This is a genomic window from Pelovirga sp. (assembly GCF_059864205.1).
In genome coordinates this window covers 1-11,519 of the sequence record NZ_JCBCBS010000081.1, presented here as the reverse complement: position 1 = coordinate 11,519, position 11,519 = coordinate 1, and the positions used below count along the sequence as shown (strand labels likewise).

Annotated in this window: 11 protein-coding genes and 2 tRNA genes; 8 read left to right on the top strand and 5 right to left on the bottom strand. The window is 52.2% G+C overall.

Features of this window, described 5'->3' with window-relative positions:
• Nucleotides 1–311: 311 nt before the first annotated feature.
• Nucleotides 312–387, bottom strand: a tRNA-Phe gene (locus AC6F7T_RS05345).
• 373 nt (nt 388–760) lie between these two features.
• Here AC6F7T_RS05345 and aroF point away from each other — a divergent pair.
• Genes aroF through serC form a run of 3 tightly spaced genes read left to right on the top strand, consistent with a single transcriptional unit; the run spans nt 761 to nt 3,217 of the window.
• The gene (aroF, locus tag AC6F7T_RS05340) at nt 761–1,786 is read left to right on the top strand and encodes a 3-deoxy-7-phosphoheptulonate synthase (RefSeq protein WP_500716966.1); all 1,026 of its coding nucleotides are present in this window, start codon (nt 761–763) and stop codon (nt 1,784–1,786) included.
• 15 nt (nt 1,787–1,801) lie between these two features.
• Nucleotides 1,802–2,089: a hypothetical protein gene (locus tag AC6F7T_RS05335; protein WP_500716965.1), complete on the top strand. Its 288-nt coding sequence runs from the start codon at nt 1,802–1,804 to the stop codon at nt 2,087–2,089.
• Nucleotides 2,090–2,125: 36 nt separating this feature from the next.
• A complete protein-coding gene (serC, locus tag AC6F7T_RS05330) occupies nt 2,126–3,217 on the top strand; it encodes a 3-phosphoserine/phosphohydroxythreonine transaminase (protein ID WP_500716964.1) in 1,092 nt (363 codons plus the stop codon).
• A gap of 146 nt (nt 3,218–3,363) precedes the next feature.
• On the opposite strand, the gene AC6F7T_RS05325 is transcribed toward serC, so the two are convergent.
• Entirely contained in the window at nt 3,364–3,765 is a 402-nt protein-coding gene (locus AC6F7T_RS05325) for a PilZ domain-containing protein (RefSeq protein ID WP_500716963.1), read from the bottom strand.
• Nucleotides 3,766–4,090: 325 nt separating this feature from the next.
• On the opposite strand from AC6F7T_RS05325, the gene AC6F7T_RS05320 reads away from it, so the two are divergent.
• Together AC6F7T_RS05320 and serA are read left to right on the top strand one after the other, a co-directional pair.
• Nucleotides 4,091–5,050, top strand: a complete 960-nt coding sequence (locus AC6F7T_RS05320) for a VanZ family protein (RefSeq protein ID WP_500716962.1) — start codon at nt 4,091–4,093, stop codon at nt 5,048–5,050.
• 85 nt (nt 5,051–5,135) lie between these two features.
• Nucleotides 5,136–6,731, top strand: coding sequence for a phosphoglycerate dehydrogenase (gene serA, locus AC6F7T_RS05315; protein ID WP_500716961.1), 1,596 nt, complete (start codon nt 5,136–5,138; stop codon nt 6,729–6,731).
• Nucleotides 6,732–6,900: 169 nt separating this feature from the next.
• On the opposite strand, the gene AC6F7T_RS05310 is transcribed toward serA, so the two are convergent.
• From AC6F7T_RS05310 to AC6F7T_RS05300, 3 genes are read right to left on the bottom strand one after another with little or no spacing between them, the layout of a single operon-like run.
• Nucleotides 6,901–7,731: an MqnA/MqnD/SBP family protein gene (locus AC6F7T_RS05310; protein ID WP_500716960.1), complete on the bottom strand. Its 831-nt coding sequence runs from the start codon at nt 7,729–7,731 to the stop codon at nt 6,901–6,903.
• Nucleotides 7,732–7,743: 12 nt separating this feature from the next.
• The gene (gene mqnB / locus AC6F7T_RS05305) at nt 7,744–8,457 is read right to left on the bottom strand and encodes a futalosine hydrolase (RefSeq protein WP_500716959.1); all 714 of its coding nucleotides are present in this window, start codon (nt 8,455–8,457) and stop codon (nt 7,744–7,746) included.
• Between the two features lie 2 nt (nt 8,458–8,459).
• Nucleotides 8,460–9,494 carry a hypothetical protein gene (locus tag AC6F7T_RS05300; RefSeq protein WP_500716958.1) on the bottom strand — a complete coding sequence of 345 codons (1,035 nt, stop codon included), beginning with the start codon at nt 9,492–9,494 and terminating at the stop codon, nt 8,460–8,462.
• 432 nt (nt 9,495–9,926) lie between these two features.
• Between AC6F7T_RS05300 and AC6F7T_RS05295 the strand changes: the two genes are divergently transcribed.
• From AC6F7T_RS05295 to AC6F7T_RS05285, 3 genes are all read left to right on the top strand, one after another.
• Entirely contained in the window at nt 9,927–10,421 is a 495-nt protein-coding gene (locus AC6F7T_RS05295) for a roadblock/LC7 domain-containing protein (RefSeq protein ID WP_500716957.1), read from the top strand.
• Between the two features lie 14 nt (nt 10,422–10,435).
• Nucleotides 10,436–11,023 (top strand): ADP-ribosylation factor-like protein, encoded by a 588-nt coding sequence (locus tag AC6F7T_RS05290; RefSeq protein WP_500716956.1) that lies wholly within the window; start codon nt 10,436–10,438, stop codon nt 11,021–11,023.
• A gap of 67 nt (nt 11,024–11,090) precedes the next feature.
• Nucleotides 11,091–11,166, top strand: a tRNA-Asn gene (locus AC6F7T_RS05285).
• Nucleotides 11,167–11,519: the final 353 nt, after the last annotated feature.

Below are 11,519 nucleotides of genomic sequence, written 5' to 3'. Positions count from 1 at the left end.
AGAGTGTAACGCAATTCAAGATGTTGTGGAACTGTTGGCACATGATGGCTTTGATAACCTCGGTGAGGCCATCCGTCGGATCATCAATGAGGCCATGCGCCTGGAACGTCAGCACCATTTAGGCGTCGGCCCCTACGAGCGTAGCGAAAACCGAAGAGGTCATGCGAGCACATTCAGGAGGCTATGGACAAGCTGGAAGGGCGGTTGCAGATTGGAAGCAGATCGCCATGATTTGCTGACACGATTACACAGAAATTACACAAGCCACCAAAAAAGGGTTACAGCTTTAAGCCGTAACCCTTTGATTTTTCTGGTGCCCAGAGACAGAATCGAACTGCCGACACGAGGATTTTCAGTCCTCTGCTCTACCGACTGAGCTATCTGGGCGAAATGAAGCCCGTTTATAACCAAAGGGCGCAGGACTGTCAAGAGAAAATGCGGGGTTTTACGTTGCCGCAGGCGCTGATTTTTCACTTGCTTGTGGTTGCAGGCTTGTGTAGTCTACGCAAAATCACGTGAGAGGATGGTTATGGCAACCTTCGGTCTTTATCGCAGCTTTTTCTTTTTCTGGTTTATCGGCTTTTTTAGGCCGTCTGCTGTGGAAGGGTGCGAGTAAAGCTCACCAGACAAATACCAACCCATGGCAGAATGGCTTACGGCGATTCTCCCACGGGTTTACTTTTTTGTAGATGTAAAGGCCGCCGGGAGATCTGGTGGCCTTTTTGCCTTCAAACGTCGCTAGCGACAAAGGAGCGCAACAATGATTATCGTTATGAAAAAAGATGCGAATAAGGAAGAACTGGCTGCGGTGGAAGCAAAAATCACTGAGCTGGGTTATCAGCCCCACGTGATTTACGGGGAAACCCGCAACGTGATCGGGGCCGTCGGCGAGGAACGCGGCAAGGAGAAATTGCAGCTTCTCCAGGCGATGGCGGGGGTGGAGAATGTGGTTCCCATCCTTAAGCCTTACAAGCTGGCGAGCCTGGAGGTTCAGCCGGAGCCCAGCACCATTGAAATCGTCCCTGGGCTGGCTGTTGGCGGCAAGGAATTTATTGTCGGTGCCGGTCCCTGTGCGGTGGAAACCCGTGAGCAGATCTGCGAAACTGCGGTTGCCGTCAAGGCGGCAGGTGCGCGAATGTTGCGAGGTGGGGCCTTCAAGCCGCGCACCAGCCCCTATTCATTCCAGGGGATGGAGGAAGAGGGGCTGAAGTTGCTGGCCGAAGCGCGTGAGCTGACCGGTTTGCCGATTGTGACCGAGGTGGTCAATCCGCGCGATGTAGAGCTGGTTGCCCGTTATGCTGATGTGATGCAGGTGGGAGCACGCAATACCCAGAACTTTGCCCTGTTGAAAATGCTCGGCCAACTCGATAAACCGATTTTGCTGAAACGTGGTATGGCCACCACCATTCAGGAATTTTTGATGAGCGCCGAGTATATTTTATCCGAAGGCAATCGGCGGGTGATCCTCTGTGAGCGCGGCATTCGCACCTTCGAAACCGCGACCCGCAACACCCTCGATCTATCGGCGATTCCGGTACTCAAGCAGCAGACCCATCTGCCTGTTGTTATTGACCCTTCCCATGGTACCGGTCACTCAGCACTGGTGCCGGCCATGTGCTATGCGGCGGCGGCTGCCGGCGCTGATGGTCTGCTGGTAGAGGTGCACCCCTGTCCGGAGAATGCCACCAGTGACGGTCCGCAGTCCCTGCGGCCGGAAGATTTTGCGGCGATGATGACAAAATTGCGTGCTTTCGTTGCGGTCTGCGAACGCACCATGGCCGGTTAAAAAGAGAGAACAAACATGTATCTGGTTCCCCTGTCCCAGCTTGAAAGTGTTGAACTGTTGATTCACTGCCTCAAGGCGGCTGGTGGTCAAGCCGATTGCACCATGTGTCCGGCCTATCGGGTGTGTATGAAGCAATGTCTGACGGTTGCGGCTTCAGTGGAGCGGATGCTGCAGCAGGGCACCTTGCCGATGCTGGGGGAAGAATCGGCGGCAGCGGAATCAGAGGCGCCGGAAGATAAACCGGATCCGCCGGCGGGGCCATCGGGATCCGGGGCAAAGGGTGGCTTGCGGGTGGTCAAGTGAGGTGTTAAAACTTTTTATTATCGTGGACGGTGATCTATGATCGACAAGGTTTACAATTTCGGTGCCGGGCCGGCAATGCTGCCGGAACCGGTGATGCGCAAGATACGGGAAGAATGGCTCGATTATCGCGGTATGGGGGTGTCGATTATCGAGATCAGCCATCGTGCTGACGAATTCATTGCGGTGCTCGAAGAAGCCAAATCCCTGTTTCGTGAGCTGACGGGGCTGCCTGCCAACTACCGCATACTCTTCATGCATGGCGGTGCGCGGATGGTGTTTTCGGCGCTCCCGCTGAATTTTGCCGGGCGCTCTGCCACGCGTCAGTGTCTGTATGCTGAAACCGGCAACTTTGCCAAGGTGGCGGCCCAGGAGGCGCAGAAATTCTGCCAGGTTAAAACCGTCATCAGCAGTGCTGCCAGTGGTTATGACCATATTCCCGCGCTGCCCCTGGAGCTGATTGATCAGGATGCCGCCTATCTGCATATCACCGCTAACAACACCATCTTCGGCACCCGCTGGAACAAATTCCCCGACGGTGGGCGGGTACCGCTGATCGCTGATATGACCTCTGAGCTGTTGTCGCGGCAGATAGATTACAACCGTTTCGGTGTCGTTTATGCCGGTTTGCAGAAGAACCTTGGCCCCTCCGGCATGGCTATGGTGATTGTCCGTGATGACCTGCTCGGTTATGCCGATGGTGCGACTCCGACCCTGCTCGATTTTACCAGGGCCGACAAGGACAATTCCCTCACCAACACCACCAATACCTTTGCCATCTATGTCATCAAGCTGGTGCTCGAATGGCTGAAAGAACAGGGTGGCGTTGCGGCCATGGAAAAAACCAATGAAGCCAAAGCGGCGCGACTCTACCAGGTGATTGATGGTAGCGATTTCTACCGCGGTATTGCCCAGCCTGAGCATCGTTCGATTATGAACGTGTCTTTTTTGCTCAATGGCGATGGACTGACAGATAAATTTCTGCAGCAGGCTGAAGGGCGTGGTCTCTATGCCCTCAAAGGCTACCGCAGTGTTGGTGGCGTGCGCGCTTCCATTTACAATCCGATGCCGATGGCGGGAGTAGAAAAGCTGGCGAGCTTTATGGAGGAGTTTGCCCGTGCACACGGATGAGCAATGAGTGTCGAAAAACTTTACAAAAAGGATTGCTTAATGGCATCGGCCGGCCCTTTTTATGTAAAAAATTTCGACACTTGTGGCGTGTGACCAATAGCCATAGCCCTAATACCAACGATCCATTACCGGATGGCAGAGAAGGTCTAATGCGATGTTTCCTTCTGTTGTGGGGCGATGGGCAGAGGGGCTTCGGTATGAAAGCGGATAAAGGTTTGTAGTTTATGTAACTGCTCCTCTGTAAGGGGAGCAAAGCGTACACTGCCACGCCTGACGGGCACGAGGTTGTCGCGCAAACGATAATCCGACACCGATTTGACCGGCAGGTTATCGACAATGAGCTCATGGTTGAGATAGAGGCTGAGCTCTTTGACGTCGGACCGGCTGAGTTTCTGACCCAGATAGCGAAAAGACAAACCTCCTTCACTGATATCCATGATGTGATAGGGGAGAGATTCAGGGCCGCGATCAATCAATACCAGGGCACGATTAACGGCCTGAAACCGCTGTTTTTCTCGAACCGGGCTGTACTGGAGACGGCTTTCCATCGGTCTGCTCTCGTATCGGCCGGATATTGCCGGTCCTCGGAAAGGGGTATGTCGTTTAAGGGCTTGTCAAATATGGGCCTGATTCTCTCATTTTTTGAACACAGTTGCAACGAGCAGTAAATATAGCATGCAATAATTATTCCCTGATGTGTTTAGTGCCTCGGCCGCAAATTGTGCAAAAAGATCATTTCAGAAACTAATACAGCTCTTTATGACAACCCGGCTGTTAAAAAAATCGCTGATTATTCATGGATCGGCTATAGTCTGGTTTGGAAAAATTGTTTCGACCTTGTAGTTTTGTCGAATTTCTTTACAGGCGTTCTTTATGCTCGGCTTAACCCGCCTCCAGACTTTTTTACTTCTGCCCCTGGCGCTGATCGGTGCAGTACTGTTGTTTGTCGGCGGTCCCGGGCCGGATTCGTTGCGTTCGGTGCGTTTCGGTTGGGTTTCTGGTCATCTGCTTTGTTTTGCCCTGTGGGGTTATCTTTATCTGAGTTGGCGCGGCAACCTGCCGATCCGGCGGTTGCTGGTTGAGGTTGCGCTGCTGAGTTTTCTGGTGGGTGGCACCACTGAAATTTTTCAATCCCTGGTCGGGCGCGAGCCGAGTTGGCGTGATATTTTTAACGATGTCCTGGGTGGTTTGCTGGCAGTCCTTTTTTTTGCACCTGGGCGCCACCAGCTTGTTGCGCCGCTGCGCCACGCATCACAGTTTTTATTGTTGCTGGTAGTGGCATGGAGCCTGATACCCTTTTCCCGGGCACTGGCAGATGACATCATCAGTCTCTATCAGTTTCCCCTGCTGTCCGGCTTCGAAACCCCTTTTGAGCATACGCGCTGGGGCGGTAAGTCGCGCCGCTATATCGATCAACAGGTTGTCTACCGGGGGCAAAAATCGCTGCGGGTCGAGCTGGTTGCCGGCAGGTATCCGGGGGTTTTTCTCAATTTTTTTCCGGCCGACTGGCGCGGCTACGCAGCACTACAGATGCATGTTCATCATCCTTTGCCGGAACCGTTGGAGCTGCACCTGCGGATTCACGATCAGCACCATCGTGATTTTGCTAATCTTCACCGGGACAGATTTAATTTAACCCTGCTGCTCGAACCGGGTTGGAATCGTATCCGGGTGCTGCTGGCTGATGTTGCGAGCGCCCCGCGGGGGCGCGATCTGGATTTGCGCCGTGTCGCCGGTGTTGGGCTCTTTGCTGTTTCCCTTGAAAGTCCTCAGGTTATCACTATTGATGAGGTCAGGTTGCTAAGGCCGGACGAACTGCTTGTGGACGATTGACAAGAGGCGGTAAGCAACATAGAATTCTGACTTTCCCGCAGGCGATAAGTATGCTGCTGCAGGCAGCAATGAGAGAGGTTGATACATGAAGGTTCTGATTACTGATGAAATTTCCGACAGCGGTCTGGTGCCGTTGATCAATGATCCGCGCATTACCATCGATAAAAAAATCGGTCTGGAGATTGCTGAACTGCATCGCTGCGTCGGCGACTACGATGCGATTATCACCCGCAGTGGCACCCTGGTTAACGAGGCTCTTTTAAGCCATGCTCATCGCTTAAAAATCGTTGCCAGGGCCGGGGTCGGGATTGACAACGTTGACGTCGATGCCGCCAGTCGCCGTGGTATTATCGTGGTAAACGCTCCGTATGGCAATGTCAATTCGGCGGCCGAACACACGATGGCGATCCTGCTGGCCAAGTGTCGCAATGTGGGGATTGCCAATATCAGTCTGAAAAATGGCGAATGGAAACGCGCACCCTTTACCGGACATGAACTCAAGGGCAAAACCGTCGGTATTATCGGCCTGGGCAAGGTCGGCGGGCGGGTCGCCCTGCGCTGTCGCGCTTTTGAAGCCGAGGTACTGACCTACGACCCCTATATTTCTGAAAAGCGCGCCGAAGATTTCGGCGTCAAATTAACCTCCCTCGAGGACGTAATTCGTTTTTCCGATATTATTACTGTGCATACCCCCCTTAACGAGGAGACCCGTAATATAATCAATGCTGAGCACTTTGCCGGTATGCAGGATGGTGTGTTTATTGTCAATTGCGCCCGTGGTGGAATCATCAACGAAGCGGCCATGTTGGCTGCTCTCGAGTCAGGTAAATGCAGGGGCGCAGCGTTCGATGTGTACAGCGAAGAGCCACCACGCAGTGAGCTGTTGAAAAAATTGATCGCTCACCCCAATATGCTGGTAACGCCGCACCTGGGAGCCAATACCTTTGAGGCACAAAAAAATGTTGCTGTGGATGTCAGTAAGGAAATTGTCAACTACATCGACGGTCGGCCGTTAAACAATGCGGTCAATATTCCCCGCTTTGATCCGGACCTGATGGATCAAATGAAGCCCTTTATGGAGCTGGTGACGATTCTCGGTGAGTTCATGTCCCAGCTGGCACCCGCCAATCCCAGCAAGATTTCCTTTACCTACAACGGCAAGATTGCTCGTTTTGACTGTGACCCCCTGACCATTTGTGGCCTCGCCGCAATGCTCAATTTCAGTACCGAGCAGGATGTCAATATGGTGAACGCCGGTCTGGTGGCAAAAACCCGTGGCATAGAGGTTGAGTCAATTCGCTCAACCGAAACGGATTCCTTTTCCAGTCTGATTACTATTGATCTGGAAAGCCCGGAAGGTAAGCGGCGGATTGCCGGAACCCTGTTCGAAGGCACCCCCAAAATCGTCAAGCTGCGCAATTTCCCCATCGATTTCCGACCTGAAAAACATATGCTGGTAATTAATTATCAGGACCGCCCGGGGTTGATCGGCAAGATCGGCACCATTTTGGGGGAACATCAGGTGAACATCGGTAATATGAGTCTCGGACGTTTGGAAAAAGCCGGCGAGGCGATGGTGGTTTTTTCTGTCGACTCACAAGTTGAACCGGAGACTCTGGCCAAAGTCGGTGCGGCAGTTGAAGCGCGATTTATCAAGGCGGTGCGGCTGGGAGTAAGATAATAACTAACTATTCAGCTATGGCTTTGCGCCGGGTCGGTGGTCCTATGGCAAGGGTGTTTGTCGCCACGGACGGCGACAACAAGCGGTCATGGATGACCCAACGGGAAGCAATCGCGTCCCTTGACATAGGATCACCGATCCGGTGCTGAATAGATACGATAATAAGGTATCAGATCGTCAGGGGCTGGTCGGTTTTAGCAATAATGCCGACCTGTTCTGCTTTTTCCAGCAGGCAGGAAACCGCTGCCAGCCCATCTTCGCCTAAATCGATAGAGTAATCATTAACATACAGGTCGATGTGCTGATTGATCACGCTATCGTCAAGTTCCTGGGCATGCTGACGGATATAACTGGTTGCCTGATCCGGGTGATTGCGGGCGTATTCGATGCTGCGGCGCAACGCCTGATCTACCAGTCTGATCCGCTCTTCACCCAGGCTTCTTTTTGCCAGAATTCCCCCGAGGGGAATCGGATGCCCGGTTACCTCTTCCCACCACTGCCCCAGATCAAGCATTTGCTTTAGTCCGTATTGCTGATAAGTGAAGCGGGATTCATGGATGATGACTCCGGCAGCGGCACGCCCCTGGCGCACGGCGGCGATAATCTGATCAAAGGGGAGAATCAGCAGATTTTCCGTCCCGCCAACATAGAGCTGCAACAGCAGATTGGCGGTGGTAAGCCGTCCCGGGATGGCAATGGTTTTGCCCCTTAATTGTTCAAGGGAAAGGCTTTCGTCGGCAACAATCAGTGGTCCGCAGCCGCGTCCGAGAGCGGCGCCGCTGTGCAGCAGGACATAGCGATCGCGCAGGTGGCCAAAGGCATGAAAAGAAATCTTGGTTAGATCCAGGACCCCCTGCAGTGCCAGCTGATTGAGGGTTTCAACATCTTCGAGACGCTCCTTGAAGGTCAGATCACCACAGGGGATCAAACCATGAATCAGCGCGTGAAAGATGTAGGTGTCATTGGGACAGGGAGAATAACCGAGGCTTAAACTTGTCATGGCAAAAGTCCTTCAGGTGCTCAGCAAGTCGCGTTGCAGCAGGGTCAGAACGGCTTCTTGTGCCACTCTGATGCCCAGGGGAAGGTCCCACAGTTCGTCGGCACGGGTGCCGGTGGGGTTGGAAATACCGCGCACTTCCAGTAGCGGGCAGGCAAATTCAGCGCAAACCTGTGCCGCAGCAGCTCCTTCCATGTTTTCGCAGATACCAGCAGTCTGTTGTTGCAGCTGCCGGCTTAATTCAGGGGTGCCACTGCAGTTGTTGACCGTCACAAAGGGGCCGCAGTGTGCCTGCGGGAGCAACTGGGCCGCTCGTTTGTAGAGTGGCGTGTCAAGATGATAGGACTGTTGAAATAGTGGGGCGAGGGGCGCTTGCTGTGGAATATTCAACTGTTCCAGCGGGATAAAGCCGCTGTCCGTCGTTACCCCGCAGTCGCCGTAGGTCTCGCTGCTGGCCAGGGCCAGATCGCCGACGCGAAGGCCGCTGTCAGGATAGCTGCCACCACAACCACAGAGGATCACCGCCTCAGGTCGCTGCTCAGCTAAAAGACGGGCCAATTGCATGGCCATCAGCATGGCACCGATGCCGCCGTGACCGATCAGTACCGGGGTATCGCAAAGGGTGCCACGCAGCAGCTCTTTTCCCCCGCACAGCATTCTTTCGCCGCTGCCAAGCTGCCGGCGCAGCAGGGCGGTTTCCGCCGGAGTCGCAGCGACAATCAGGAGCATGATTACGGCCTTTTGAACCAACCGTGACGGATCAGGTCGCGGCGCAGTTCACTCCCCTGGTTACGCACTACCCCCTGGTACCAGAAACACTCCTGGTTGACCAATGGATTTTCCGGGGTATCGAGGCGTTTGGCACCATCAACCAGGTTCTTTCGGAAAATCGTATCGGGCTCGGCAATGATCGATCTGATCTTGTCGGCGAGGGGCTTTTCCAACAGTTCAATCACCGTCTCGATCATGTCGCGGATTTTTAACCCCTGGCGATATTCCCACAGGTCGCCGTCAAAAACATATTCGCACTCAGTAACGAAATCACTCCAGTCTAATAATAGTGAACCGAATTCGACATCGGCAAACTCATGGTGCGCCAGTTTGCTGTTGATCAATGTAGCAATCTGCTCCTGTTCTTTGCGGGTGAGAAAGAAGGACAGCCCTTCTTCAACCTCGTACATATCAAGAAGATCGCTTAGTTCATCGCAGTAGATGGACGCATCAAGCTCTGCGGTACCAAGTTTTTTAAGCTCAGGTGGATGTAATTCGCGTGGCAGACCGAGCAGCGAGAAGTGATGATGGTCGTAATCAGTCGGTAGAATAAGATCATGACGGTAGGGAATCTGATGGTGTGCCAAGAAATTGCACAGGCGCAGGTGGTTGTCGGTAAAAAAGCTCAAGACTTTTTCTTCGGAGCAGAAAAATTCCAGCCCTTTGCGATTATTGGCCAAACCAAAACCTACAAAACCATCATGGACCAAACGGCTCAGATAGGGGGCAATGGTTCGCAGAATCAGGTTGGTTGGCATATAGGGGGAATAATAAACTGCCGGCTCCTGGCGCAATTCCTCGGTACTTGAGCGTCGGGTTATTGCCTGTTCAGGATAGAACTCCAGAATAAAAAAAGATTCTTCCCCTAAAAAGCGGCTGAATTGCACAAAGATATCGGCGAGCCGAGGGGCAGAGATCAGGGCGGTAAAGCGATAAGCGTTGTCGCAATCGTCCAGCAGGGAAAAATCGTAACCTTCGCGGATCGATGTTGACATTCGATGATCTTTTGCAGGCTGCAGGCCGGCCGGGTGCTGGTAATTTGTTGCCAATGGGGATCCTGTTATTACCTGGGGCGCTAGATAGCCCGTATTGTGTTCACTTAAAAAGTTTCTTAATTATTCAGCACTATCCTTGCACCGGGCCTTTGGCTCCTGTGGCAAGGGTGTTTGTCGCCATGGACGACGACAACAAGCGGTCAGGGATGACCCAACGGGAAACAATCGCGTCCCTTGACATAGGATCCGAAGATCCGGTGCTGAACAGTTACAAAGTTTCATAAGTAAACTAAGTAGATGTTTTTATAACACAAGTCAACCTTCTGTTGTTGTTGGCTAATTCCCTTTCTAATGATTAGTCTCTTGATATGAGACTTTTTAAATGATATACAGATGGCTTATTCAAAGAGAATTTCAGCCAAGGAGTACCACATGCTCAGCTCACAGTCGTCTCTGGTCATGTACGACGGGGAATACCAGAAACTTCTGGCACTGATCGAACGTTTGCTGCGGGAATCTAATGCCAAGGTCATTTTTCTGGTTGACAAGGATGGCCAGCTGATCGCTTCCACCGGCGAAACCGAAAACCTCGACACCACCAGTCTTGCTTCTTTGACAGCGGGGAATATTGCGGCGACCGGCGGCTTGGCCAAACTGATTGGTGAAAAGGAATTCTCGATTCTCTTTCATGAAGGAGAGAAGGATAATATCCACCTTTCTATCGTCGGCGGGCGCGTTATTCTGGTGGTTATTTTCGGTCAGCGGAGTTCCTTGGGACTGGTACGCCTGCGCGTTAAAAAAGCCAGCGTTGAGCTGGCCGTGATTCTCGAGGATCTGGTGCGCAAAGCGCAGGATCATAACTCAGAGTTTCAGGCGAGCCCATTTGCTGAAATTACTGACGATGATATCGACAACCTTTTTAACTGATCGGAATTCGCCAGATGTCTTTTATCAACTACGCATCACGAGAAATCAACTGTAAGATTGTCTATTATGGACCGGGTTTGTGCGGTAAGACAACCAATCTGCAGTATATCTACAATAAGACCGCCGAAGGTTCCAAGGGAAAGATGATTTCCCTGGCCACGGAAACCGAGCGTACTTTGTTTTTCGATTTTTTACCCCTGGCGTTGGGGGAGATTCGTGGTTTTAAAACCCGCTTCCATCTTTATACTGTTCCTGGTCAGGTCTTTTACGATGCCTCACGTAAATTGATTCTTAAAGGCGTTGACGGGGTTGTTTTTGTCGCCGATTCCCAGGAAGAGCGTTTTGATGCGAATATTGAGAGTCTCGAAAATCTGCGCGACAACCTAGAAGAGCAAGGGTTTGATATGGAAAAAATCCCCTTTGTTATTCAATACAACAAGCGAGATCTGCCCAATGCCTCCGACCTCGCGGAGTTAAGCAAGGAGCTTAATCCGCGCAATGTCCCGGAATATGAGGCCTGTGCTACTAGCGGCGAAGGGGTGTTTGAAACCCTCAAGGCGGTGGCAAAACTGGTGCTGAACGATCTTAAAAAAGGGACCTGAGCCGCGGTCGGAAAATGGCTTGACATGGAGGTAAGTATCTCCTATATTCCCAATCCGCACCAACTATTCCCTCTTAGCTCAGTTGGCAGAGCATCTGACTGTTAATCAGATTGTCGCTGGTTCGACCCCAGCAGAGGGAGCCAAACATTCCAGGGGCTTACGGCATAACGCTGTGAGCCCCTGTTTTTTTTGTCGCAGAGAGGTGACAAGATAGGTGACAAGTTTTTCTTTTGCACAGCTTATCTCCTGGATTACCGATCTTCTCAAATTCTCTTCCCGTCAGCAGAGGGATCTTGTTTCCTGATCTGATCAATCAGGGCATCCCGAAACCGATCAAACAGTCGATTGGCCTGCATAAAATAAAAACCCTCCTCGATCATCCGTTGATGAGCAAGAAAAAATCGACAGAAAAATCACATCATTCTACCGCACAGACATGACTTAATCTGATTAGTACTGATCTTCCGCTGTGTTTAACGACAATGCACGTCATACC

Coding starts and splice junctions, on each gene's coding strand:
- AC6F7T_RS05290 (WP_500716956.1), top strand. CDS start 10,436: ATGTCTTTTATCAACTACGCATCACGAGAAATCAACTGTAAGATTGTC.
- AC6F7T_RS05300 (WP_500716958.1), bottom strand. CDS start 9,494: ATGTCAACATCGATCCGCGAAGGTTACGATTTTTCCCTGCTGGACGAT.
- mqnB (WP_500716959.1), bottom strand. CDS start 8,457: ATGCTCCTGATTGTCGCTGCGACTCCGGCGGAAACCGCCCTGCTGCGC.
- AC6F7T_RS05335 (WP_500716965.1), top strand. CDS start 1,802: ATGTATCTGGTTCCCCTGTCCCAGCTTGAAAGTGTTGAACTGTTGATT.
- serA (WP_500716961.1), top strand. CDS start 5,136: ATGAAGGTTCTGATTACTGATGAAATTTCCGACAGCGGTCTGGTGCCG.
- AC6F7T_RS05325 (WP_500716963.1), bottom strand. CDS start 3,765: ATGGAAAGCCGTCTCCAGTACAGCCCGGTTCGAGAAAAACAGCGGTTT.
- serC (WP_500716964.1), top strand. CDS start 2,126: ATGATCGACAAGGTTTACAATTTCGGTGCCGGGCCGGCAATGCTGCCG.
- AC6F7T_RS05310 (WP_500716960.1), bottom strand. CDS start 7,731: ATGACAAGTTTAAGCCTCGGTTATTCTCCCTGTCCCAATGACACCTAC.
- AC6F7T_RS05320 (WP_500716962.1), top strand. CDS start 4,091: ATGCTCGGCTTAACCCGCCTCCAGACTTTTTTACTTCTGCCCCTGGCG.
- aroF (WP_500716966.1), top strand. CDS start 761: ATGATTATCGTTATGAAAAAAGATGCGAATAAGGAAGAACTGGCTGCG.
- AC6F7T_RS05295 (WP_500716957.1), top strand. CDS start 9,927: ATGCTCAGCTCACAGTCGTCTCTGGTCATGTACGACGGGGAATACCAG.